General features: G+C 64.2%; 16 protein-coding genes and 1 pseudogene. 11 read left to right on the top strand and 6 right to left on the bottom strand.

Translation table 11 applies throughout. The features are described 5' to 3' along the window. Positions 1-29: 29 nt before the first annotated feature. From CCD76_RS01290 to CCD76_RS01265, 6 genes are all read left to right on the top strand, one after another. Positions 30-1,460 carry a thymidine phosphorylase gene (locus CCD76_RS01290; RefSeq protein WP_087717743.1) on the top strand — a complete coding sequence of 477 codons (1,431 nt, stop codon included), beginning with the start codon at positions 30-32 and terminating at the stop codon, positions 1,458-1,460. A 46-nt stretch (positions 1,461-1,506) separates the two neighbouring features. Further along, a complete protein-coding gene (locus CCD76_RS01285; protein WP_087717742.1) occupies positions 1,507-2,757 on the top strand; it encodes a phosphopentomutase in 1,251 nt (416 codons plus the stop codon). 1 nt (position 2,758) lies between these two features. Beyond that, on the top strand, positions 2,759-3,487 hold the full coding sequence (gene deoD, locus CCD76_RS01280; RefSeq protein WP_087717741.1) for a purine-nucleoside phosphorylase: 729 nt from the start codon (positions 2,759-2,761) through the stop codon (positions 3,485-3,487). After that, positions 3,484-3,930, top strand: a complete 447-nt coding sequence (locus CCD76_RS01275) for a cytidine deaminase (protein ID WP_087717740.1) — start codon at positions 3,484-3,486, stop codon at positions 3,928-3,930. The genes deoD and CCD76_RS01275 overlap by 4 nt, the downstream gene beginning before the upstream one ends. A gap of 161 nt (positions 3,931-4,091) precedes the next feature. Beyond that, entirely contained in the window at positions 4,092-5,195 is a 1,104-nt protein-coding gene (locus tag CCD76_RS01270) for a J domain-containing protein (RefSeq protein ID WP_087717739.1), read from the top strand. 62 nt (positions 5,196-5,257) lie between these two features. Then, entirely contained in the window at positions 5,258-5,665 is a 408-nt protein-coding gene (locus CCD76_RS01265; RefSeq protein WP_087717738.1) for a hypothetical protein, read from the top strand. Positions 5,666-5,711: 46 nt separating this feature from the next. Here CCD76_RS01265 and CCD76_RS01260 read toward each other — a convergent pair whose 3' ends face one another. Continuing rightward, entirely contained in the window at positions 5,712-5,918 is a 207-nt protein-coding gene (locus tag CCD76_RS01260; RefSeq protein ID WP_087717737.1) for a DUF3820 family protein, read from the bottom strand. 227 nt (positions 5,919-6,145) lie between these two features. On the opposite strand from CCD76_RS01260, the gene CCD76_RS01255 reads away from it, so the two are divergent. The 3 genes from CCD76_RS01255 (at position 6,146) to CCD76_RS01245 (ending at position 10,748) form a co-directional block, all read left to right on the top strand. Then, positions 6,146-7,714 (top strand): BCCT family transporter, encoded by a 1,569-nt coding sequence (locus CCD76_RS01255; RefSeq protein ID WP_087717736.1) that lies wholly within the window; start codon positions 6,146-6,148, stop codon positions 7,712-7,714. Beyond that, entirely contained in the window at positions 7,711-9,759 is a 2,049-nt protein-coding gene (locus CCD76_RS01250; RefSeq protein ID WP_087717735.1) for a CocE/NonD family hydrolase, read from the top strand. The genes CCD76_RS01255 and CCD76_RS01250 overlap by 4 nt, the downstream gene beginning before the upstream one ends. A gap of 83 nt (positions 9,760-9,842) precedes the next feature. Further along, the gene (locus tag CCD76_RS01245) at positions 9,843-10,748 is read left to right on the top strand and encodes a LysR substrate-binding domain-containing protein (protein ID WP_087717734.1); all 906 of its coding nucleotides are present in this window, start codon (positions 9,843-9,845) and stop codon (positions 10,746-10,748) included. 92 nt (positions 10,749-10,840) lie between these two features. Here the strand turns inward: CCD76_RS01245 and CCD76_RS20295 are convergent, their stop codons facing one another. The 3 genes and pseudogenes from CCD76_RS20295 to CCD76_RS01235 form a co-directional block, all read right to left on the bottom strand. Then, positions 10,841-12,577 (bottom strand): EAL domain-containing protein, encoded by a 1,737-nt coding sequence (locus tag CCD76_RS20295; RefSeq protein ID WP_256961033.1) that lies wholly within the window; start codon positions 12,575-12,577, stop codon positions 10,841-10,843. A 15-nt stretch (positions 12,578-12,592) separates the two neighbouring features. After that, positions 12,593-14,139 (bottom strand): annotated as a pseudogene (amt, locus tag CCD76_RS20290) (ammonium transporter); the annotation flags it as partial. 171 nt (positions 14,140-14,310) lie between these two features. Beyond that, entirely contained in the window at positions 14,311-16,539 is a 2,229-nt protein-coding gene (locus CCD76_RS01235; protein ID WP_256961014.1) for a mechanosensitive ion channel family protein, read from the bottom strand. A 204-nt stretch (positions 16,540-16,743) separates the two neighbouring features. On the opposite strand from CCD76_RS01235, the gene CCD76_RS01230 reads away from it, so the two are divergent. Both CCD76_RS01230 and treF read left to right on the top strand, forming a co-directional pair. After that, positions 16,744-17,508: an SDR family NAD(P)-dependent oxidoreductase gene (locus tag CCD76_RS01230; RefSeq protein ID WP_087717835.1), complete on the top strand. Its 765-nt coding sequence runs from the start codon at positions 16,744-16,746 to the stop codon at positions 17,506-17,508. Positions 17,509-17,557: 49 nt separating this feature from the next. Then, positions 17,558-19,114 carry an alpha,alpha-trehalase TreF gene (treF, locus tag CCD76_RS01225; protein ID WP_179208811.1) on the top strand — a complete coding sequence of 519 codons (1,557 nt, stop codon included), beginning with the start codon at positions 17,558-17,560 and terminating at the stop codon, positions 19,112-19,114. Here treF and glgB read toward each other — a convergent pair. Continuing rightward, positions 19,085-21,322: a 1,4-alpha-glucan branching protein GlgB gene (gene glgB / locus CCD76_RS01220; RefSeq protein ID WP_087717731.1), complete on the bottom strand. Its 2,238-nt coding sequence runs from the start codon at positions 21,320-21,322 to the stop codon at positions 19,085-19,087. The genes treF and glgB overlap by 30 nt on opposite strands. Then, the gene (gene treS / locus CCD76_RS01215) at positions 21,319-24,687 is read right to left on the bottom strand and encodes a maltose alpha-D-glucosyltransferase (protein WP_087717730.1); all 3,369 of its coding nucleotides are present in this window, start codon (positions 24,685-24,687) and stop codon (positions 21,319-21,321) included. The genes glgB and treS overlap by 4 nt, the downstream gene beginning before the upstream one ends. Between the last annotated feature and the right edge of the window lie 2 nt (positions 24,688-24,689).

Here is a 24,689-nt window from a genome sequence, read left to right as displayed (position 1 = left end):
AACCCGCCACATCACTGCGGATCCATATCATGCTGACCCAGGAAATCATTCGTCGTAAACGCGATGGTCAGACGCTCAATCGCCAGATGCTCGATCTGGTCATGCGGGGCATCGCCGACGGCAGTATCGGCGACGCGCAGATCGGCGCCTTCGCCATGGTCGTCTATCTCAACGGCATGAACCGGGACGAGGCCGTCGCACTGACGGAATCGATCCGGGATTCCGGGCAGGTCATGCGCTGGGACGATCTCGATCTTGCCGGCCCGGTACTCGACAAGCACTCCACCGGCGGCGTCGGCGATCTGGTCTCGCTGGTGCTGGGGCCGTGGATCGCTGCCTGCGGCGGTCACGTGCCGATGGTCTCGGGGCGCGGCCTGGGTCATACCGGCGGCACGCTGGACAAGCTCGAGTCGATCCCCGGCTACGACGTTTCCCCCAGCGACGAGACCTTCCGGCGCCTGGTGAAAGACGTCGGCGTCGCGATCATCGGCCAGACCGGATCGCTGGCGCCGGCCGACAAGCGCCTCTACGGCGTGCGCGACGTCACCGCCACGGTGGAGTCGATCCCGCTGATCGTCGCCTCGATCCTGGGCAAGAAGCTGGCCTGCGGCCTCGAGACGCTGGTGATGGACGTCAAGGTCGGCAGTGGCGCCTTCATGCCCACCGAGGAGGCCTCCCGCGAACTCGCCGAGGCGATCGTCGCCATCGGCTGCGGCGCGGGCACGAAGACCAGCGTGCTTCTGACCGACATGAATCAGCCGCTGGCCGACTGCGCCGGCAATTCGCTGGAAGTCTTCGAGGCGCTGCGGCTATTGCGTGGCGACGGACGCAATGAAGGGCGTGGCGACGGACGCAATGAAGGGCGTGGCGACGGACGCAATGAAGGGCGTGGCAACGGACGCAATGAAGAGCGTGGCGAAGGCAAGGAGAGCCGCCTCTACCGGGTCACCCGACCGCTGGCGGCGGAGATGCTGCTTCAATCCGGCATCGCCAGCGATGCCGAAGACGCCGAAGCCCGCCTCGACCGCGCGCTCGATTCCGGCGAGGCGCTGGAGCGCTTCTCGCGCATGGTTCACGGCCTCGGCGGCCCCGCCGATCTGGCGGAACGCCCCGAAGACCACCTCGCTACCGCGCCGATCACCATCGACCTCGACGCCGACCGGGCGGGATGCATCAGCGCCATCGACACCCGTGCGCTCGGCCTCGGCGTGGTCGAACTGGGCGGCGGCCGGCGCAACGCGGGTGATGCCATCGATCATCGGGTCGGCCTGTCGCACATCGCCGCGCTCGGCCAGCGAGTCGAACCGGGCCAGCCGTTGCTGCGCATCCACGCCGCCGACCGGGCCGATGCCGAAGCCGTCACCCAGCGTCTGCGCCGCGCCTTCACCTTGAGCGAGACGGACGACGTCGCCATCCCGCCGCTGATCCACGCCACCCTGCGCGAAGGCCAGTCGGCATGACAGGGGCGAGAGACGAACAAGAACGCGACATGCACGGAGAAACGACATGAAACGCGCCATCCTGCTGGTTCTCGATTCCTTCGGCATCGGCAACGCGCCGGACGCCGCCGACTATGGTGATTCCAGCTCGAGCGATGCCGGCTCGGACACGCTCGGCCATATCGCCCGTTATCGCGCCGATGCCGGCCGCCCGCTCGCGCTACCCAACCTGGCCCGGCTGGGCCTCTATCATGCTCACCACCTGAGCACCGGCGAGTGGGCGGCGGGCGTCGACGTGCCCGAAGTCGTCGAAGGGGCTTACGCCTGCGCCAGAGAAATCTCCTCCGGCAAGGACACCCCCTCCGGGCACTGGGAGATCGCCGGCGTTCCGGCGCTGTTCGAATGGGGCTACTTCCACGAGCGCGAAAACAGCTTTCCATCCGGCCTGCTGGAAGCATTGATCGAACGCGCCGACCTGCCCGGCGTGCTCGGCAACTGCCAGGCGTCGGGCATGCCGATCCTCGAAGCGCTGGGCGAGGCGCATATCGAAAGCGGCAAGCCGATCGTCTACACCTCGGCGGACTCGGTCTTCCAGATCGCCGCCCACGAGACCCATTTCGGCCTCGACCGCCTCTATCGGCTCTGCGAGATCGCCCGCGAACTGCTGATGCCCTACAACATCGGCCGTGTCATCGCCCGGCCTTTCATTGGAGAGACCCCCGAGACCTTCGAACGTACCGGCAACCGCCGCGACTACGCCATCGAACCGCCCACTCCGACCGTGCTGCAAAAGCTGCATGATGACGGCGGCAAGGTGCTCGGCGTGGGCAAGATCGGCGATATCTACGCCCATTGCGGCGTCTCGAAAGTGATCAAGTCCCACGGCCACGACGCCCTGTTCGATGCCACCCTGGTTGCAATGAACGAAGCGATCGACGAGGCCGGCGACCGGACGCTGGTGATGACCAACTTCGTCGACTTCGACACCCTCTACGGTCACCGCCGCGATCCGGAAGGCTACGCCAGCGCGCTGGAAGCGTTCGACCGCCGCCTGCCGGAGATCGTCGCCAAGCTCGAGCCCGGCGATCTGCTTATTCTGACCGCCGATCACGGCAACGATCCGACCTGGCACGGCACCGATCATACCCGCGAGCAGGTGCCCGTCCTGATCGCCGGCGACGTGCTGGCCCCCGGCAGCTACGGCCGCCGCGAGACCTATGCCGACATCGGCCAGACGCTGGCCGAGTATCTCGGCCTGTCGCCGATGGAATACGGACGGTCCCTGCTGAAAGACACCCCCGACAACGGAGCCCCGTGAGATGCCCACCCCTCATATCGAAGCCCAGCCGGGCGACTTCGCCGACACCATACTGATGCCCGGCGATCCGCTGCGTGCCCAGTTCATCGCCGAGACGTTTCTCGAAGACGCCCGGTGCGTCAACCGCGTGCGCAACATGCTCGGCTTCACCGGCACCTATCGGGGGCGCCAGATCTCGGTGATGGGCAGCGGCATGGGCATTCCATCGCTGTCGATCTACGCCAAGGAGCTGATCACCGAGTACGGCGTCAAACGTCTGGTGCGGGTCGGTTCCTGCGGCGCGGTGCGTGACGACGTCGCGGTCAACGACATCGTCATCGGCATGGGGGCGTGTACCGACTCCGGCGTCAACCGGGCGCGCTTCAACGGCCATGACTTCGCCGCCATCGCCGATTTCGACCTGACCCGTCATGCCGTCGACGCGGCGCGCGAACGCGGCACGAAGGTCAAGGTCGGCAACCTGTTCTCGGCCGATCTGTTCTACACCCCGGATATCGAATTCTTCCAGACCATGAAGCGCCACGGCATCCTCGGCGTCGAGATGGAAGCCGCCGGCCTGTACGGCGTCGCCGCCGAATTCGGCGCCCGCGCGCTGACGGTCTGCACCGTTTCAGACCATATTCTCAAGGGGGAAGCGCTCGACGCCCAGGCCCGCCAGACCGGCTTTTCCGAGATGATGGCGATCACGCTGGAAGGCCTGTTGCGAGACGACGAGGAAGCGAAACGATGAGCAAGACGACAAGCGACATCCGGGTTCCCGACGAGATCCGCCAGGCGGCACTGAACGTTCGCGATCACGCCTACGTGCCCTACTCCGACCATCCCGTCGGCGCCGTGCTGATCAGCGAGAGCGGCAAGACCTACGCCGGCTGCAACGTCGAAAGCGCCAACTACAAGGGGCTCTGCGCCGAGGCCAGCGCCATCGCCGGCCTGATCTCCAGCGGGGAACGACAGATCCGCACGATCTACGTCATCGGCCCCGGTGAACATCTCTGCACGCCCTGCGGCGACTGCCGCCAGCGCATCCGCGAATTCGCCACGCCGGAAACCGAAATCATCGTGCTCGATGCCGACGGCGCTCCGCTCAAGCACTACACCATGGACGAACTGCTGCCCGACTCCTTCGGCCCGGAAAACCTGAACAAGGCCTCGGGCATGGCGACAACGCGTTGACGCCCACTAGCCCGGGAAGAAGCAGAAGTAGAAGCAGACACAAGAAGCGGTAAAAGAGAGGGCAGAAGAAGGAAAAGCGCAACGGTGACGACTCTTCGTCGAGTTTGGGTATACTCGGGTCCAACAAACGACAACAACCCTTTCTCCGCCTGGATTCGTCGATGGCCCCCGCGCGCTTTTCCGCTTTCGAGCTCCTGCTGCTGAAAAGTCGTTACCCGCCGGATACCGCTTCCCTGCTGCTGCTGTCATGGGTATACGTCAACAAGCGCGTCGTGCTTGCCGAGGACCAGCGTTATCTCGAAGCGCTGGCCAACGGCTTCCGTCACTCCCACGATCTCGAAGCGCTGCTGACGATTGCCCGGACCGACCTGACGGCCATCCAACTGGCTGCGGAAGTCGTGCTGCGCGAACACGTCGATGAGCAGTCGCATCCCTTTCTGCGCCGCGCGATCGGCCTCGCCACCAGCGAGGGTGAACCGAGCCTGCGCAATCATCACATCCTGCGCTTTCTCGCCGACCTTTCCGGCGCGACGCCGGGTGATTTCGCCCATCTGTTTCGCGAGGTGACGGGGCGTCCGCTGAGGGCACCGGACGACCCCAGCCGCCAGGCTTACTGGCACCGTGAGGACGCCCCCGAAGCAGCGGCGGATCAGGCGACAAGCGAAGCCGACAGAGAGAACGATGGCGAAGCCGCCGACGAGCTCGCGCCGAAGATTCGTTGCTGGCGACGCTGGTGGCTACGCTCCAGCGCGGCCCGAGCGCAGCGGCGGCAGTTACGCCAGGAGCGAAGCCGCCTGCGTCGCCAGGCCAGGAGCCGGCGCCAGGCGGAAGCGCGCCAAGCGCAGGAACGTCAACGCCAAGCGCGCGAGGAAGAGGCCAGGCGTCAGGAACAGGAGCGCGAAGCCGAAAACCGGCGCCGGGAACAGGCAGAGCGGGAGGAGGCCTACCGGCGGGAGCGATGGCGCCAGCAACAACAACAACAACAACAACAACAACAACAACAACAACAACAACAACAACATCAGTATCAACAACAGCAGGCCACAGGGGCGTCTCGGCCCCATTATCGGATCCGCCTGGCGCTGCAGGTGCTGGAGCTCGACGAAAGCGCTTCGCCCACCGAGATCAAGCGAGCCTATCGCCGCCTGGCGCAGCGCCATCATCCCGATCGCTTTCACGGTCAGGGAGAGCTGCGCATCTCGCTGGCCTCGCAGCGCTTCCAGCGCATCAAGAATGCCTACGACTATCTAATGACGACGCTCTGATGACGACCCTCTAACGACGACTCCCTAATGACAACTACCTGGTGACGACGGTCCTACACGATATGCAAGATCTCTACCGCCGCCTTGGCGTCAGCAAGGACGCCCCTGCCGATACCATCATTCGGGCCACGCAACGCTGCAACAACCGTACCCTGAAAGCGGATGCGCTGAGCGCGCTGGGAGATGCGGCGCATCGGGAAGCCTACGACGACCTGCATGACCTGCTGGGCGATCTCGGCAGGCTGCGGGCGGGCCTGGGCATGACTCATGCGCCCCACTGGCAGGGAGATGCCGCCAACGATTTTTCCGTCTTGCCGCAACGCATCGTGGTTCGCCATGAACTGCTGGCGCGGCAATTGGAAAGGGCGCTCGGAAGCCACCAGACACGCTGGCGCCGCCGGGGCTGGCTCGTTCTGGCCGTAGTGGCCGGGTTGATCGCCGCGCATGTCGCTGGACGCTGGATGAGTTAGCGACCCGCCGCTCGCACCTGGCTGTGCGAATACGCGGCCGGCCTCTTCAGCGCAGCGGCTCGAGCAGCGGGCTCAGCCCGTTGTGATCGATCTCCTGCATCAGCGCCAACAGACGCCCGATCTCACCATCGGGGAAGCCTTCACGGGCGAACCAGTTGAGGTAGGGGCCGGGGAGATCGGCGATCAACCACCCTTCGTACTTGCCGAACGGCATCTTGCGGGTAACCAGTTTCTTGAGGTCTTCAGGCTCCATCTCGCCTCCTCTCGTCAAATTGCGCGCCATTCTACACGGATGGCGGTAGCGCCGAGCCGTGCAGGCAGCCAATCATGCCAGACCCAGCCATGTCAGACCCAGCCATGCGTGACACGCATACCCTCATTCCCAGAAGCCGTTTGCCCAAGCAGGTACGAAGGACGTTAGGTTATACCGCCATGAGCGCTGCGCATCGGCGCCTACGATAACGATAACGGGAGACGGGTATGCAAACTTCGCTGCGGCCACTGGTATTCTGGCCGACCTTTCTGATCCTGCTGGCAGCGGTCGTAGCCAGCTATGTCGATCTGGATGCGTTTCTGGCCACCGCCAGCGCGCTCAACGACGCCGTTCTGACCAACTTTTCATGGCTATTCAGCCTGGGCAGCCTCTACCTGCTGATCATGGCCGTCGTCGTCTATTTTTCGCCGATCGGGCGCATTCGTATCGGCGGCCGGGATGCCACGCCGTTGCTTTCCCGCCTGCGCTGGTTCTCGATCACGCTGTGTACCACGCTGGCCGTGGGCGTGCTGTTCTGGACCACGGCCGAGCCGCTCTACCACTTCATGGGTCCGCCCGAGTCCACCGGGCTCGAAGCCGGCTCCGGCGATGCCATGCTGTTCGCGATGTCGACCATGTTCCTGCACTGGTCATTCACGCCCTACGCCATCTACGCCGTCCCGGCGCTGATCTTCGCGCTGGCCTTTTATAACCTGCGCCTGCGCTTCTCGATCTCGAGCATGCTGGAGCCGATTTTCGGCCCCAGGGTGAAGCGCTTCGGCGGCCTGATCGACGCCATCTCGCTCTACGCGCTGGTGGCGGGCATGGCCTCGTCGTTGGGGACCGGCGCGCTGACCCTGGCCGGCGGCGCGGGCCAATATCTCGGCGGCGAGACCAGCCCGCTGCGGCTCGGCGTGATCATCGCCATCATCGTGGTGACCTTCGTGCTGTCCGCCGCCAGCGGCCTGCAGAAGGGAATCGCCCGGCTGTCGTCGTTGAACGCCGTTCTGCTCGCGATTCTCGGCGTATTCATGTTCATCGTCGGGCCTACCGTTTTCTGCCTGGCGCTGGGCGTCGAATCGTTCGGTGTCTATCTCGACGACTTCTTCACCAAGAGCCTGTTCACCGGCGCCGCGGGCAACGATCAGTGGCCGCAGTGGTGGTCGATCTTCTACTGGGCGGTGTGGTTCGCCTGGGCGCCGGTGGCGGCGCTGTTCCTGGGCAAGATCTCGCGGGGTTACACCGTGCGCGAGTTCCTGCGCGTCAATCTGCTCTACCCGGCGCTGTTCGCCAGCGTGTGGATCCTGATCTTCTCGGGCACCGCACTCTACTTTCAGGCTCACGCCGACACTATCGGCACCGATCTCTATGCCGTACTCAACGATCGCGGCGTCGAAAACGTGCTCTACGAGCTGTTCCGCCAGCTGCCGTTCTCGCAGGTGTGGATTCCGCTGCTGCTGTTCATCGCCTACATCTCCTACGTTACCGCGGCGGATTCGCAGACCGACGCCATCGGCAACCTCTGCACTCGTGGCCTGACCGCCGACTCCGACCTCAATGCCGGCGTCCCGATGAAGGTGATCTGGGGCGTGATCGTCGGCGTGGTCTCCTGGGTCATGGTCAGCTTCGTGGGTATCGACGGCATCAAGATGCTCTCCAACCTTGGCGGGTTGCCCGCCATGCTGATCGTGCTGCTGGCCACCGGCTCGCTGTGGGTCTGGCTCAAGCATCCCGAACGGCTGGATACCGTACCGACACGCTCAACTTCCTCCCGCGCCGCCAAGGATGACGCATGAAGATCAAACAGGACTTTCCGCACCGCGTGCGTGAAATCGAGAACCAATGGATCGTGCTGGCCGATGGCACGAGACTCGCCGCGCGGATCTGGCTACCGGAAGGAGCCGCCGGCTCACCGGAGGAAGATGCCGAGTCGAATCCCGTCCCGGCGATCCTCGAATACCTGCCCTATCGCAAGCGAGACGGCACGGCGGTTCGCGACGAGCTGACCCACCCCTACTTTGCCGGCCACGGCTACGCCTGCGTGCGCGTCGACATGCGTGGCAACGGCGAATCCGATGGCCTGATGCTCGACGAGTACGCCCCGCAGGAGCAGGCCGACGCGCTGGAAGTGATCGACTGGATCGCCAGCCAGCCCTGGTGCGACGGCAAGCTCGGCATGATGGGCATCTCCTGGGGCGGCTTCAACGGGCTGCAGGTGGCAGCGCTGCGCCCCGAACCGCTCAAGGCGATCATCACGCTGTGCTCCACCGATGACCGCTACGCCGACGACATCCATTACAAGGGCGGCAACATGCTGCTGGAGAATCTCGGCTGGGCGGCGACCATGCTGAGCTTTTCCGCCGCCGTGCCCGACCCGGCGCTGGTGGGCGAACGCTGGCGCGAGATGTGGAAGCACCGGCTCGACAACATGCCGCTGCTGGCGGAAACCTGGCTGAACCACCAGCACCGGGACGACTACTGGAAGCATGGCTCGATCTGCGAGAGCTACGCCGATATCGAAGCGGCGGTCTACATGATCAGCGGCTGGGGGGATTCGTACATCAATACGATCCCGCGGATGATGGAGAACCTCTCCTGCCCCAAGAAGGCGCTGCTGGGGCCGTGGATGCACAAGTATCCGCACTTCGCGATTCCCGATCCGGCGATCGGCTTCCTGCAGGAGGCGCTGCGCTGGTGGGACTACTGGCTCAAGGATATCGACACCGGGATCATGGACGAGCCCGAGTGCACCTTCTATCTGCAGGATGGCGTACCGCCGGCGCCAAAGTATCTCGAACGCCCCGGCCAGTGGGTGCGTACCCATGGCTGGCCCGCGCCGGCCGACGAGATCGAGACGCTGACCCTCGGTCTCGGCGATCGGGGGCTGGAACCCGACGGCCGGTTGAGCGAAGACCGCCTGATCGCCTCGCCGCTGACCGCCGGCTCGCTGCAGGGCGAGTACATTCCGCTCTGGTTCGGCGCCGACTTCCCGCCGGATCAGCGCCGCGACGATGGCCTGTCGCTGACCTTCGACTCCGCCCCCTATGCCGACGGCCTGGAGATTCTGGGGCAGCCGACCGTGTCCGTGGAGCTGGAGAGCGCCGAGTCCTGCGGCCAGTTCCATGTGCGCCTGTGCGACGTGGCGCCGAACGGCGAGAGCGCGCTGATCACCTACGGCACGCTCAACCTCAACCTGCGCGACGATCCGGGCACGATCGCCCCGCCGGTGCCGGGCGAGCCGATGACGGTGCGCGTGGCGCTGGATCTGATCGGCTATCGGCTGCCGAAAGGCCATCGCCTGCGCCTGGCGCTATCCAGTGCCAGCTTCCCGCTGGTGTGGTCGCCAAAAAAACGCGCCGACCTGACGCTCAAGGCCGGCACGCCGACGCTCGAACTGCCGCTATCGAAGGCTGAGGCCATTGCCATGCCGTTCGAGCCACCGGAGAGCGCCACGCCGTGCCGCGTCGACACCCTGCGTGCCGGTCAGCCCAAGCGAACCATCAGCGAGGACGTCGGCAGCGGCGAGGTCACGGTGACCGTCGAGGACGACATGGGCGATATCCGCTTCGCCGATCACGGCCTGCGCGTCGAGCAGAAGGCGAAAGAGGTCTACGTAAGCCATCCGGTGGACGCCACGCGAACCCGTGCCGATATCGAGTGGGTCTATCGCGCCAGCCGCGACGAAGGTGACGGGCAGTTCGCGGTGGAAGTGACCAGTCGCTATCACCTGCACTGCGACGAACAGACGTTCTATCTCAGCGCCGAGCAGGTCGCCCGCGAAGGCGAGACGCTGGTCAGCGAGAAGTCCTGGACGCGGAAGATTCCGCGGACGGCGATCTGACGGTGAAACACCCCGCGGAGGCCGGTATCGGGGCCTCCCGTGTTATGCTCCGGAGCCGTGACCCCCTGGCTCCGGATGCCTGCATGCCCTCGCACGATCCTCTCCCGCCACTCTCCTGCCTTCGCGCTTTCGAGGCGGCCGCACGCCATGGCAGCTTCACCCAGGCCGGCAGCGAACTGCACCTGACCCAGAGCGCCGTGAGTCGGCAGATCAAGCGCCTGGAGAGCGATCTCGGCAGACCGCTCTTCGAGCGCCACTACGATGGGCTGCGTCTGACCCCGGCGGGTGAGCACTACTTTCGCGTCGTTCAGCGGCTGCTGCGTGATCTGCGTGACGAAACGGCCCGTCTGCGCCGGCGCGGCGACGATCGCCAGCTGACCCTGGCGTCCAGCCCGACCATCGCCTCGATCTGGCTGGCGCGTCAGTTGCCCGACTTCCAGCGCGCCCATCCCGATATCGAAATTCGCGTCCTCACCGTCGAGGATCCGCACCGGCTGGATCTGGCGGAGTTCGACCTCGGCATCTACTACCACGTGCAAAACGAAGTGGACCCGCCCGGAGTCTACGCCGATGCCATCTTCGAGCAGGAGAGCGTCGCCGCCGTCTGCAGCCCGGTCTATCTGGAACGTCACGGACAGATCCTGGACCCGGCGGCGCTGCTCACCCGGCATACGTTGATGGTGGTCGAGGATCACTATCACGACTGGCTGACCTGGGAGCTCTGGTTCCGGGAACTCGGCCTGGCGTGGCAGCCGCCCACCCATACGTTGCGGGCCAACAGCTTCCAACTGCTGATGAACGCGACACTGGCGGGCCAAGGCATCACGCTGGGCTGGATGCGGCTGCTGGCGGCCGAGCTGGATCAGGGAACGCTGGTCCAGGCACTGCCGCAAACCTTGCCCAGCCGCGGCCACCTCTCTCTCTTCACGCCCGAACACCGGCACCTGACCGAACCGATGCGCGCCTTCCGCGAGTGGGTGCTGCGCTAGCCCGCCGCTCGGTCAACCGGTGGCGAACGACCCGGCGACGGTATTGTCGTGCGCCATCGTTGCAGGTTCGATCGTCATGTCTTCCGATGCTCCTAGCGCGGCATGACTCTGACGTCGGATAACGTTTCCAGAGGCTGCGGACGATCGATCAGATAGCCCTGAGCCAAATCGATTCCAAGCCGCGACAGCTGCGCCATGGTGGCCGGCGTCTCGACGAATTCGGCGATCGTCTTCAATCCCATGGTGTGTCCGACGGTATTGATCGCCTCGACCATGGCCCGATTGATGGGGTCCGTATCGATGTCCTTGATGAAGGCGCCATCGATCTTCAGGTACTCCACCGGCAGTTGCCTAAGGTAGGCAAACGACGATAGGCCTGCCCCGAAATCGTCCAGTGCGAAACGGCAGCCCCGCTGTCGCAGGCGACGTATCAGGAGCGTTGCCGTGGAAAGCTGAGCGATCGCCGTGCTTTCGGTGATCTCGAAGCAGATCGTTCCGGGCGGCAGCGAAGCCTGCTCGACCCAGAGCAGCAGCTCTTCGCAGAACCGCTCGTCGGAGAGCGATGCCCCGGACAGATTCACCGACCAGGTATCGATGGCGCCGCTCCCTTTGCAGCGATAGCGATCCGACAGCCATGCCAGGGTATTGCGCACCACCCAGCGGTCGATACGCCCGATCAGATTGTACCGTTCGGCAGAGGGCATGAAGCTCCCCGGCGCGTACAGTCGGCCGTTCTCCTCCAGCCGAACCAGGATTTCATGGTGATGAATGGAGGTAGGGTCGGCCACCGAAGCGATCGACTGCGCATAAAGCCGCAAGCGATCCTGATCCAACGCCGCCTGCAGCCGAGGCACCCATTGCAGTTCACCATGACGATCGAGCAATTGGCGATCATCGGGTTGATAGACATGAACCCGATTACGCCCGGCTTCCTTGGCCGCATAGCATGCGGCATCGGCGGCACCGAGGGCATCGCCCAGCGTCACCGAGCCCCCACAATCCAGCTCGACCAGGCCTACACTGACACCCAGCGAAAAGGTCCTGCCCTTCCAACTGAAGCGAAAATCGTCGATCGCCTCGCGAATGCTCTCGGCGATGCGCTTTGCATCCGCCAGCTTGCAGTTGCAGAAGACGATGCCGAACTCGTCTCCGCCCAGGCGAGCCAGCAGATCGATATTGCGTACCTGCTCGCGCAGCATCGTCGACAGTTGTCGCAACAACTCGTCGCCTGCCATGTGCCCGCAGGTATCGTTGACGATCTTGAACTGATCGAGATCCAGGTAACAAAGCACGTGGATACCACTGGGCTGCAGCAGCATCATCTGCAGGCGATGCTCGAACTCGCGACGGTTGACCAGCCCGGTCAGCGCATCGTGGCTGGCCTGATAATTGAGTTTCCGCGTCAGTTCTCGGGTCTGTGTCTTGTCCTGGAAGATGACGACTGCTCCGACCGTGTAACCGCTGCGGCTACGGATCGGTGCCGCGGAATCCTGAACGGCCCGCTGACTACCATCTCGTGCGACCAACAGACGAGTGTCGAGACAGACGACCGGTTTGCCGCTGGCGAGTACCTGACGAGCCGTATTGTCCGCCTGGCGATTGGAGGCTTCGTCGATCAGGCTGTAGATCTGGCCAACCGGCAGCCCTTTTGCAGCCTCGAGTGTCCAACCGGTCAGGCGTTCCGCCTCGGCATTGAGGAAGGTGACCAGACCACTTTCATCGGTCGTGATGACTCCATCGCCGATGGAGGCCAATGTCACCTGCGCCAGCTCGCGCTCACGGTTCAACTGCTCCTCGACGCGCTTGCGATCGGTGATGTCTCGCACCATGCCGGCAAATTCGGCTTCCGACCCGGACGCCCCCTCGCTGACCTGGAGCTCGAGAGCGCGTATTCCTGCAGCGGTGCGGATACGCAGTTCTCGACGCTGCCCCGGCGCCGGTATCCGCGTGCGAATCAAGGCATCGACCGGCATCCCGACGACATCTCTGGCGGTGACACCGAACAGCGCCTCCGCGCCGGGATTGAGCGCAGTGAGCACGCCATCGCTCCGCCAGGTCAGCACGCCATCGCGCAGGTTGCGCATGATCACCTGCGTACGCGTCACCGCACGGTCGAGTGCCGCCGACACACGGTTGTAACTGGCAGCGATCTGGCCAACTTCGGTAAAAGGATCAGCCGCGACACAGCCACCGATCTCGCCACGTTCCTCGTGCTGGCGCATGCTATCGAGCAGTTCGAACAGCTCCGTGCGGGCACCGTGCTCGGCCATGTTCAGCCCCATCTCCTCGGCCTCGGGAGTGACCCGCAACGGTATCAGCCGGCCCAGCCCGCCAAGTAGTAGCCAGCTCAGGCCGAACGCCCATACCCCGCAGACAATCACGCCCAGAAGCTGGATACCCGACTGCGCCAGCCAGCCAAGCCCGGTATCGAGACGAGCCGGATCACCCAACAGCCCAACCGCTAGCGTCCCCCAGATTCCCGGGATCAGATGTGCCGGTATCGCGCCGATGGCATCGTCGATGCGGTACTTCAGCAGCCATTCGCTGGCCAGTACCGACAATATGCCGCCGACGGCACCGGTCACGATTGCGGCAGATACCGTAAGCTCGTGCGCACCGGCGGTAATTGCCACCAGTCCGGCGATGGCACCATTGAGCGCATAGAGTACCTCGGCGAATCCGCGTAGTTTCCAACCCAGCAGCAGCGCGAACATGACCCCGGCGACCGCGGCACTCACGGTATTGATCAGTACCCCCGGAACCGTGGTATCGAATGCCAACGTACTGCCGCCGTTGAATCCGAACCAGCCGACGAAGAGCACCAGTACGCCGAGCATCGCCATAGGAAGATTGCCTGCCGGCATCAATTTGGTAGCCTGTCCGGCGACGAATCGCCCGTGGCGGGGCCGATGCGCAACACCGCCGCCAGCGCAACCCAGCCGCCGGTACTGTGTACTACGGTGGAACCCGCGAAATCGACGAAGCCCAGCGAGGCGAGCCAGCCGGGTTCACCGGTGTAGGCACCGCCCCAGGCCCAATGGCCGAAGACAGGGTAAATGAGCCCGCTGACGATCAACGTGATGAGCAGGTAAGCCTGAAATGGCATGCGTTCGGCCACCGCACCGGAGACGATGGTCGCCGCCGTCGCGCAGAACATGACCTGGAAGAGGAAGAAGATGGCCAGCCAGTAGGCCTCGTCAGCGCCGAATTCTGGGAAGAAGAAGGTAGCGCCGACCCAGCCGTCATGGCTGCTGCCGAACATGATTCCAAAGCCGACGCACCAGAAGATCAACATCGCCACGGCAAAGTCGCAGACGTTCTTCATCGCGACGTTGATAGCGTTCTTGCTACGAGTCACCCCAGCTTCCAGACACAGAAAGCCGGCCTGCATCATGAACACCAATATGGCGCCGAGAATCACCCACAGAGCATCGATTGCCGTCACCGACTCGCCCATTACATCGCTCCTGATCAATGTCTTGTTGTTGTTTTCCGGCGTGCTTGATGCTTGTTATTTAAAATCCTTATCGGCCATTATCCGCCGGATTGTATGGCCCACCCGTTACTGCGGGTCCGGCGCGCCCGGTGCCGTCACCGATTCTCGCGGCCCGGTGCTGCCGGCAGTCACCGGTGCTTGCTCCATCACCACGCTCATTCGCGGCATGGCCAGGTCGATGCCCTGCTCGTCGAAGCGCTGCTTGAGACGCAGGTTGAAGGCACGCGCCACGTCCCACTGCATGATCGGCGCCGTACGCATGCGCACCCGCAGAATGGCCGCGCCGGCATCGAAGCTCTCGATCCCCTGGACCTCCAGCGCGGACCAGATGTAGTGGCGCATCATCGGGTCGTTGCGCAGGTCCTCGGCGATCCCGCGCACGATCTCGATCGCCTCGTCGATCTTCATGTGATGAGCGATACGGATGCGCATCAACGCGATACCGAATTCCCGGGAGTAGTTCTGAATCCCCTGGATCTGGCTGAACGGAATGATATGCACGATACCGTCCAGGTCACGCAATTTGACGGTTCGGATACTCAACGCCTCGACCGTTCCCATGTGCGATCCCAGATTGACGAAGTCATCGATCGCCAAGGAGTCCTCGATCAGGATGAACAGCCCGGTAATGAGGTCCTGAACCAGCGTCTGGGCGCCGAAGCCGACTGCCAGGCCGATGACACCGGCACCCGCCAGCAGCGGCGTCACGTTCACGCCCAGGTTCGCCAGTGCAATGATGAAAGCGATCACCGCGATGGTCACGAAGACAGTGTTGCGCAACAGCGGCGTGATGGTCTGGGCGCGGGCACTGGCGTTGACCCGACGGCCATGGCGGCGACTGCTGCGCAGCAGCGCGTGCTTGATCGCGGTATCGGCCAGAATCCATACCAGCCACGCCACCAGGAACGTCATACCCAGACCGAACACGCCCTTGGCGATCTGCTGACTGATGCCTGCCGAGCCGCCTACCGCCCAGAGCGACGAGCCCCAGACCCGCATCGCCAGTTCGGCGAAGATCACCCAGCTCACCAGATGGGCCAGCGTGAAACCGAAGCGCACCAGCCGTGACGCATACTCCGACGAGGATTTCTCCCGGGCGCTCTCGCCGCGCCGGTGAATCAGTCCGGTAACGACCAGCGTCGCGATCATGAGGCCCGCGGTCACGACCGCCCGGAAGAACGCGCTGCGCGAATCCTCTGCGGACAGGATCATCGCGATCAGCGAGACGCCCACCATGATCAGGATCGGGATGTGCCAGATCCGGCTGAACACGCGGATCAACTCCGTCGTCGCACGACGCTCCTGGCGCTGCGAATAGGGCCGGTTGCGAATCAGGTGCCGGATGGGGCGCCGAAAGGCCATGACGAAGACACCCAGCAGCACTGCCGCACTGACGTTGGCAACCAGTGAGACGAGCGCCGTCAGCCCTTCGCCCAGTGGCGCGACCAGCGCCTCTGCATGCGCGGCATCGCCCAGCGCGACCAGCGCGCCGAGCGTGAACAACCAGCGGGCGCCACGCTGGCGCAATATGCGCAGCGCCGTGTGTCGGTGCCCGCTGCCGAACAGCGAGAAGACGATTTCACAGATCGACGAGAAGACCGCCCCGCAAAGGGTGGCGTAGGCCGCGACCATGGCCAGAGCGATGCCCACCGATGCGGATTCGACCTGGTGGACGGTCGTCAGCGCGACGGCGAAGCCGATGGCCAATGGCACCACGCGCCGGACGATGTGGCGGATCAGCATCCAGGTCGTCGGATCCTCGGGCAGGTGCCACGGCAACCCCAACTGACGCACCGCCCAGCGCCAGAGCATGGCGATCAGCAGCGTCACGCCGACCCATAGTCCCGTCACCCAAAGCAGGTCCAGCACGATGCCCTGCAACCGCTGAGAATCGCCGATCAGCCCCGACACATCCTCGCCCGCCTGGCTGACCCGCGCCGACCAGTACCGGATCGGATTGTCGAGCCCGTCCGTCTCCAGCGACGAAAACGATTGCGCTAGTGCGCTCAGCAACCCGGCCGAACCGCTCTCCTGCTCGGCATCCGCCGCAGTGACGTCACGCAACTGCTTGAGATGGTCGAGCAAGGCCTGACGCTGGTCGCTGTTTTCGAGCGTGGCGATGACCTGATCGAGGGAGGTGCGCAACTCTTGCGGAGAAGGCGCCGATGCCGCACTCGACTCACTGCTCTGACCGCCGCCCACCAGCGACGTCAAAGATTGCGCCGACGCCGGCAGGCTGATCATCAGCGTCAGGGCCAGCACCCAGATCCATCCCAACTGTCTCAATCCACTCACGGTGACTCCTGTCTGCATCCCTATCGAGCCTTCGATAGCTTGTCGCCGGACATCATGCTATCCAAGGGGGGCCACGACAACGCCAAACCGGCTTTGGTCCTGACGTCGAAGCTGCTCTATCTTCAACAGACGCGCCTCACGGTGCCCCCTCGAACACGCGAAAAATCGCGCCTTCGATCGAGCTTCATGGACAAGGAGAGCAACATGCGCCTTTCAGGCAAGGTGGCCCTGGTCACCGGCAGCACCCAGGGCATCGGTCGTGCCGTCGCCGAGCGTCTCGCCCAGGCTGGCGCCGATGTCGTCGTCAGCGGCAGCCGCCCTTCCGAGCGCGCCGAGGAAACGGCAAAGCGCGTGCGCGCCCACGGCCGAAGAGCCGCGATCGTCACCGGCGACATTGGCGATGTCGAGACCAACCGGCGCCTGATCGAGGAGAGCGTGGAGGCCATGGGCCGGCTGGACATCCTGGTCAACAACGCCGGCCTCGAGATCGATTCGCCATTCCTCGAGGTCAGCGAAGATGATTACGATCAGGTCATGCAGACCAATCTGAAAGGCGTCTTCTTCACGACCCAGGCCTTCGTTCGCCATCTGCGTGACGAGGGTCGCGGCGGCCGCGTGATCAACATGAGTTCGGTGCACGAGGATCTGCCGTTTCCGGGCTTCACCAGCTACTGCATGAGCAAGGGTGGCATGCGCATGCTGACCCGCAACCTGGCCGTCGAGCTGGCGCCGCTCGGGATCACGGTCAACAGCGTGGCGCCCGGCGCGATCAAGACGCCGATCAACTCAGAGCTCGACGAGAATCCGGAGAAGCTGCGCCACCTGCTCGGCAACATTCCGCTCAACCGGCTGGGTCGGCCCGAAGACGTGGCCGGCGTGGTCGAGTTCCTCGCCTCCGAGGATGCCGCCTACATGACCGGCGCCTCTCTGCCAGTGGACGGCGGTCTGCTATGGCAGTATGAGGAATAATCCTTCTTTTCAGCTTCACCGACACTCTAGCGCCACGCAGGGAAACGGCATGCTTGACAGTTTTCAGACGGCGCCCAAAAGCGCTGACGCGATAGATGAAGCGGCGGTCACGCCTCACGACCGTTACGGTGAGTTGTTCGAGGCAGTCGCTCTGGCCCATATCTTTCATGATTCCAAAACCTTCGCCGACTGTATTCCACGGCAACCGCCCGCACAGATCATGGAAGCCTACGAGCAGCAGCGAAACCAGCCAGGATTCGATCTGGGCGCTTTCGTGGCCGATCACTTCTACAGCGACATGCTCCCCGGCAAGGGCTACGAGTCCCGTCCCGAGCATGACCTGATCACGCATATCGATAGTCTGTGGCCGATACTCACCCGCAATTCCCGTCAGCATCCTCGCTGGTCGTCGCTGCTCGAACTGTGCCATGACTATGTCGTCCCCGGTGGGTGCTTCCGCGAGTACTACTACTGGGACTCCTACTTCACCATGCTGGGCCTGGCTGCCAGCGGGGAAAGCCATCTGATGTGCTCGGTCACCGATAACTGTGCCGACCTGATCATGCGCTACGGGCACATGCCCAATGGCAACCGCAGCTACTATCTGAGCCGCTCCCAGCCGCCGCTGTTCTCGATGATGGTGGAGCTGACCGAACGTCAGGGCTTGCGGAACGCCATCGACTACCTGCCCCAGCTGGAGCGGGAGTACGCCTTCTGGATGAATGGCGAAGAGAGGCTGTCGCCCGGAGAATCTCACCGACGCTGCGTCCGTCTAGACGAGGCGGCCTGGCTGAATCGCCACTGGGACGACCACGCCACGCCGCGGGAGGAGTCTTACCGCGAGGACTACGAGTTGGCCCAAGGCTCGGATCGCCCAGCGGAGCAGCTCTATCGCAATCTCCGCGCCGGCGCGGAAACTGGTTGGGACTTCAGCGGTCGCTGGCTGGACGACGTGCAGAATCTCGGCTCGATCCGCACGACTCACTTCGTCACGCCGGAGCTCAATGCCCTGCTGTTTCACCTCGAGCAGACACTGGAACGTCTCCATGCCATCGTTGGCGACCATCGCAAGGCGGGAAACTTTCGACGTCGAGCCCTTCGCCGGCGGGCCGCCATGGATGAGTATCTATGGAGCGATTCGCGAGGCGCCTACTTCGACTACGACATCAGTCGCAGTCGGAGCAGCGTTCACCTGACGGCCGCATGCGTCGTCCCGCTGTTCGTCGGCGCGGCCTCCAGCGCCCAGGCGGAACGCATCGCCAATATCGTCGCCAACCGTCTCATGGCGCCGGGCGGACTCGCCACCACGGAGATCACCGATAGTCACCAGCAGTGGGACCATCCCAACGGCTGGGCACCGCTACAGTGGATGGCGATCGAGGGGCTGCGGCGCTACGGATTCACCGAGCTCGCCGACGACATCGCCGACCGCTGGCTGGCCCTGGTCGAGGATCTCTATCGCCGCGAACACAAGCTGGTCGAGAAGTACGTGCTCTACCCGGGCGCGGACTTCGCCACCGGTGGCGAATACCCACTGCAGGACGGCTTCGGCTGGACCAACGGCGTGACCCGGGCGCTACTCGCCCGATGCGCCGGGCACGAGTAGCACCACGCCCAACGGCGGCAGCGTCAGCGAAAGACTGGCCGTCTGCCCGTGAAGCGGCGCGTCGAGGGCCTGGAGTTGCCCCATATTGCCCAGGTTGGAGCCGCCGTAGCACTGCGCGTCGCTGTTGAAGATCTCCTCCCAGGCGCCTATGACCGGCACGCCGAGCCGATAATCGTGGCGCGGTACCGGGGTCATGTTGGCCACCACCAGCAGCGGCTCGCCGATCAGGTTCCAGCGCAGCCAGGCGAACACGCTGTTGGTACTGTCGTCGCCTACCACCCAGGCGAAGCCCTCGGGTTCGGTGTCGCGCTGATGCAGCGGCGTCTTCTCCTGATAGAGCCGATTGAGATCGCCGACCAGACGCTGGATGCCGGCATGGTGAGACTCGCCGAGCAGCGACCAGTCCAGCTCGCGGTCGTGATGCCATTCGCGCCACTGACCGAACTCACAGCCCATGAACAAGAGCTTCTTGCCGGGCTGGGTCCACATGATCGACAGATAGGCGCGCAAATTGGCGAACTGCTGCCATTCGTCGCCCGGCATCTTGTTGATCAACGACCCTTTGCCGTGCACCACCTCGTCATGCGAGATCGGCAGTACGTACTTTTCGGAGAACGCGTAGACCATCGGGAAGGTCAGTTCGTGATGGGCATACGAGCGATAGACCGGATCCTTGGCGATGTACTCCAGGGTGTCGTGCATCCAGCCCATGTTCCACTTGTAGGCAAAGCCCAGGCCACCGTCGCGGGTCGGCTGGGTCACGCCCGGCCAGGCGGTGGATTCCTCGGCGATCACCACCGCGCCGGGCACCTCCTCTGCGACCACGTCGTTCAAATGGCGCAGGAATTCGATCGCCTCGAGATTCTCCTGGCCGCCGTATTGATTGGGAATCCACTCGCCCTCGTTGCGCGAGTAGTTGCGATACAGCATCGAGGCCACGGCATCGACGCGAAGCGCATCGATGTGGAAATGGCGCAGCCAGTGCAGCGCCGAGGCCAGCAGGAAACCGTGCACCTCACGCCTTCCCAGGTTGTAGATATAGGTGTTCCAGTCCTGATGAAAGCCCTCGAACGGATGCTCGTACTCGTAGAGCGCCGTGCCGTCGAAGCGCGCCAGGCCATGCGCATCGGTAGGAAAGTGCGCCGGCACCCAATCCAGGATCACCCCCAACCCGGCCTGATGACAGGCATCCACGAAGTAGGCGAAGTCCTCCGACTTGCCGAAACGCCCGCTGGGGGCGAACTGGCTCAGAGGCTGGTATCCCCAGGAGCCGCCAAAGGGATGCTCCATGATCGGCAGCAGTTCGACATGGGTGAAGCCCATCTCGAGCACGTAGGGGATCAGGTGTTCGGCCAGGTCGCGCCAGCTATAGGAGACGCCGTCATGCCCGCCATGCTTGCGCCACGAAGCGGCATGCACCTCGTAGGCGGAGATCGGCCGGTCGGGTGCTTGGTGCTCGCCGCGCCGGGCGATCCACTCGTCGTCGTGCCAGGTGAATGGCGTGGTGTCGGCAACCACCGATGACGTGTGCGGCGGCGTCTCGGTGGCCAGTGCCACCGGGTCGGCCTTGAGCGCGAGGGTGCCGTGGGCATCGAGAATCTCGTACTTGTAGGATTCCCCCGGCCCCAGGCGGGGAATGAACAGCTCCCAGACCCCGGCGGGATGACGCAGGCGCATCACATGCCGACGACCGTCCCAGCCGTTGAAGTTGCCCACCACCGAGACACGTCGGGCATTGGGCGCCCAGACGGCGAAGCGCACCCCGGACACGCCATCGACTGCCATCGGCTGGGCGCCCAGGCAGTGTCCCAGGTTACGGTGGTTGCCCTCGCCGATCAGGTACAGGTCCGTCTCGCCAAGCAACAGACCGAACGAATAGGGATCCTCGGTTTCCCGCTCGCCGCCAGGCCAGCGGATACGCAGTTTATACGGCGCGACATGGGGCAACCGACCGGCGAAAAGCCCGGGCACCTGAATACCGGTCAGGCTGCAGCGCCGCTGGCCGGTGTCGCGGTCGAGCACGTCGACCCCCAGCGCACCAGGCAGGTAGACACGCAGCAGGCAGGATTCTGCACCCTCCGCGCCGCACGCATGCACGCCAAGCACGGAAAACGGGTCGCCGTGCGTGCCGCGAACCAGCGCTTCGGCGTCATCGGGGGACAACCAGAGGACGTCGTCCTCGACGGTATTGACGTTCAGATCAGTCATTGTGACTCTCTCTTGGACAGTTGTTCGCTCGTGGACAATTGGTCGACGATGGCTGCCAGGCCGCGCAGCGGCACGCCCAGCCAGGCGGGGCGATTGGCAGCTTCGTAGGCGATCTCGTAGACCGTCTTTTCCAGCACGAACAGTTCCAGTGCGGCGTCAGCGCCTTCCGGGGAGGTCCAGCGGTGGGCGATATCGGCCGTACTCTGCCAATAGGCGTCGAGGAAGGCACACCGACTGGCAACCAGGTAGCGCTCGGCGACATCATGGGTCACGTCGCTCACGGTGTCGTCGCTCGACTTGCCGACAGCGGCTTCGTCCATCCTGGCGCCGGCATAGTCGAAGGAGCGCAACATGCCGGCGACATCCCGCAGCGGGCAATCCTTGGCGCGCCGTTCTGCCAACGGGCGAGCGGGTTCACCCTCGAAATCGATGATGTAGGCATCGTCATGAGCCACCAGCACCTGGCCGAGGTGCAGATCGCCATGGATCCGCGTTAGCAGACTGCCCCTGGCCCGTTGCGCCAGCGGCTCGACGCTGGACAGCAGCGCATCGCGCTCGGCCAGCACCCGGTCGGCCAGTGCCTGGTCGGCTTCACTGGCATTGCCCTTGTGGCGCGCCAGCAGGTCGAGCGCCTTCTCGATCTGCTCGCGGACACGCTGCGTCCAGGCGGTCACGTGCGTGTCGTCAGCCAGTTCCGGCGCGAAGTCGCCGTTCTCGCTCGGGGACGCCAGTGTCCGGTGCAGCTCGCCCAGGCGCTGGCCCAGAGTCGTGGCGAATTCCTCGAGTTCGTCGAAGGCACTGTAGCCGCCCTCTTCGGCACTAACCTCGCTCTCCTCGCCCACCTCTCGAATCGCCCGCTCCAGGGCATTGCGCGTCCACGACCAGGCATCGCCCTGGTTGGCGATGAAGCCCTGCACCAGCATCAGGGTCTGCGACTCACCGTCGGTATTGCGTCGCGCCACCTCGCCATACAGCGGCGGCACGTTCTCGAAACCCTGTTCGCTCAAGTAGTGTCCGAACTCGGCCTCGGGATGCAGGCCCGGTTCCAGGCGCCGGAACAGTTTGAGCACCACCTGGTGGCCAATGATCACCGAGCTGTTGGACTGCTCGGCGTTGCTGTAGGCGACGTCGACGTCTTCGGGCAGTTCCAGCTCGTTCAGCGCCGGGGTCGGCACAAAGCGGATCTCGCCGTCAGCGCAAGGCAGGTTCGCCCCGCTACGCAGCAGATCGAGGATGCGCAGGGCGAAGTCATCCATCCCCAGCGCATCGGTCAACAGGCCGACATCGCGCCCGCGTCGCACTCTTGCCAGGGCCAACTGCTGGGCCATCGCGCTTCCCCGGTCGTCTTCACCGAGGAAGCCCAGTGGCAGCAGGTAGCGATCGCTGCCCTGCGAGTGCTGAACCTCGATCTCGCTGAGCAGCATGGAGTGCCGGGCATCCTCGATGCGCACCGCATAAAGGATGTGTACCCGGTCGATCCGCGACTGCTTGGCGGCAAACCAGCGCCGCTTGGGCAGGTATTTGGGCAGCGCTTCGTGCTCGAGCATGCCGCGCGACGGGGTGTCGAGAATCTCCTCCAGTTGACGCTTGACGATCAGCGTGACGTAATCCGGCATCGGCTCGGGTGCCGGCACATGCCATTCGGGCATCGCGGCCTCGGGCGCCAGCAGGAACCAGTAGAAGCCGTAGGGCGGCAATGTCAGCTGATACGACAGCTTGCCGATCGGCGGAAAGGCGCTGCCGCCGACCATCTCCACCGGCACCTGGCCGGTAAACGACGACAGGTCGAGCTCCACCGCCTGGGCGTTGCGCGCCACGTTGGCCACGCACAACAACATTTCGCTCTCGCCATTGTCGAGCACCAGCTCGCGCAGGTAGGCGAGAATATGCCGGTTGGCCGGATAGAGCGGCTGCATGGTGCCGCGGCTGAACACCCGATGCTGACTGCGCACCGCCAGCAGGCGTCGCATGCTGTTGAGCAGCGAGTGCGGGTCACGCGCCTGGGCTTCGACGTTGACCGACTGGAAGCCGTACAACGGATCCATGACCGCCGGTAGCACCAGCCTGGCCGGATCGGCTCGCGAGAAACCGCCGTTGCGATCCATCGACCACTGCATCGGCGTGCGCACGCCATCGCGATCGCCCAGATAGATGTTGTCGCCCATGCCGATCTCGTCGCCGTAATAGAGTACCGGCGTGCCCGGCATCGACAGCAGCAGGCTGTTGAGCAGTTCGATCCGTCGGCGATCGCGCTCGAGCAGCGGCGCCAGGCGACGCCGAATGCCCAGGTTGATGCGCGCGCGGCGATCGGCGGCGTAGTGATTCCAGAGGTAGTCCCGCTCCTTGTCGGTGACCATCTCGAGGGTCAGCTCGTCATGGTTGCGCAGGAATATCGCCCACTGACAATTGGGGGGGATCTCCGGCGTCTGACGCAGGATGTCGGTGATCGGGAAACGATCTTCCTGGGCCAATGCCATGTACATGCGCGGCATCAGCGGGAAATGGAACGCCATGTGACATTCGTCGCCGTCACCGCTCTCGTTGCCGCCAAAGTAGGGCCGCGTATCCTCCGGCCACTGGTTGGCCTCGGCGAGCAGCATGCGGTCGGGGTAGCGCTCGTCGATCACTGCCCGGATCTTCTTGAGTACGACGTGCGTCTCGGGCAGGTTCTCATTGTTGGTGCCTTCGCGCTCGACCAGATAGGGAATCGCATCCAGGCGCAGGCCGTCGACTCCCATGTCCAGCCAGTACGCCATCACCTTGAGAACTTCGTCGAGCACCTGCGGATTGTCGAAGTTCAAATCCGGCTGATGGGAATAGAAACGGTGCCAGAAGTAGGCACCCGCCACCGGGTCCCAGGTCCAGTTGGACGATTCGGTATCGAGAAAGATGATCCGCGTGCCGGGATATTTCTGATCGCTGTTCGACCACACGTAGAAGTCGCGCTCCGGCGAGCCCGGCGGCGCGCGGCGGGCGCGCTGGAACCACTCGTGCTGATCCGAGGTGTGGTTGATGACCAGTTCGGTAATCACTCGCAGGCCGCGCTTGTGCGCCTGTTCGATGAAACGCTGGGCATCCTCGAGCGTGCCGTAGTCGGGGCTGACGCCGGTGTACTCGGCAATGTCATAGCCGTCATCGCGGCGCGGCGATGGGTAGAACGGCAGGATCCAGATGGCATTCACGCCCAGGCTGACGATGTAGTCCAGCTTGTCGATCAGCCCCTGGAAGTCGCCGATTCCGTCATCGTTGGCATCGAAGAACGACTTGACGTGTACCTGGTAGATGACGGCGTCCTTGTACCATAGAGGATCCTCGAGGAAATCGATGGTCTCGACGGCGTGCGACTCGCTGCTGGCATCCATCATTG

The organism is Salinicola salarius, assembly GCF_002179555.1.
Taxonomy (GTDB): domain Bacteria; phylum Pseudomonadota; class Gammaproteobacteria; order Pseudomonadales; family Halomonadaceae; genus Salinicola; species Salinicola salarius_A.
Note: the sequence above shows the minus strand (reverse complement) of the source record. Positions and strands in the feature narration are given on the sequence as shown.

Coding starts and splice junctions, on each gene's coding strand:
- CCD76_RS01290 (WP_087717743.1), top strand. CDS start 30: ATGCTGACCCAGGAAATCATTCGTCGTAAACGCGATGGTCAGACGCTC.
- CCD76_RS01285 (WP_087717742.1), top strand. CDS start 1,507: ATGAAACGCGCCATCCTGCTGGTTCTCGATTCCTTCGGCATCGGCAAC.
- deoD (WP_087717741.1), top strand. CDS start 2,759: ATGCCCACCCCTCATATCGAAGCCCAGCCGGGCGACTTCGCCGACACC.
- CCD76_RS01275 (WP_087717740.1), top strand. CDS start 3,484: ATGAGCAAGACGACAAGCGACATCCGGGTTCCCGACGAGATCCGCCAG.
- CCD76_RS01270 (WP_087717739.1), top strand. CDS start 4,092: ATGGCCCCCGCGCGCTTTTCCGCTTTCGAGCTCCTGCTGCTGAAAAGT.
- CCD76_RS01265 (WP_087717738.1), top strand. CDS start 5,258: ATGCAAGATCTCTACCGCCGCCTTGGCGTCAGCAAGGACGCCCCTGCC.
- CCD76_RS01260 (WP_087717737.1), bottom strand. CDS start 5,918: ATGGAGCCTGAAGACCTCAAGAAACTGGTTACCCGCAAGATGCCGTTC.
- CCD76_RS01255 (WP_087717736.1), top strand. CDS start 6,146: ATGCAAACTTCGCTGCGGCCACTGGTATTCTGGCCGACCTTTCTGATC.
- CCD76_RS01250 (WP_087717735.1), top strand. CDS start 7,711: ATGAAGATCAAACAGGACTTTCCGCACCGCGTGCGTGAAATCGAGAAC.
- CCD76_RS01245 (WP_087717734.1), top strand. CDS start 9,843: ATGCCCTCGCACGATCCTCTCCCGCCACTCTCCTGCCTTCGCGCTTTC.
- CCD76_RS20295 (WP_256961033.1), bottom strand. CDS start 12,577: ATGGTGCGAGACATCACCGATCGCAAGCGCGTCGAGGAGCAGTTGAAC.
- CCD76_RS01230 (WP_087717835.1), top strand. CDS start 16,744: ATGCGCCTTTCAGGCAAGGTGGCCCTGGTCACCGGCAGCACCCAGGGC.
- treF (WP_179208811.1), top strand. CDS start 17,558: ATGCTTGACAGTTTTCAGACGGCGCCCAAAAGCGCTGACGCGATAGAT.
- glgB (WP_087717731.1), bottom strand. CDS start 21,322: ATGACTGATCTGAACGTCAATACCGTCGAGGACGACGTCCTCTGGTTG.
- treS (WP_087717730.1), bottom strand. CDS start 24,687: ATGATGGATGCCAGCAGCGAGTCGCACGCCGTCGAGACCATCGATTTC.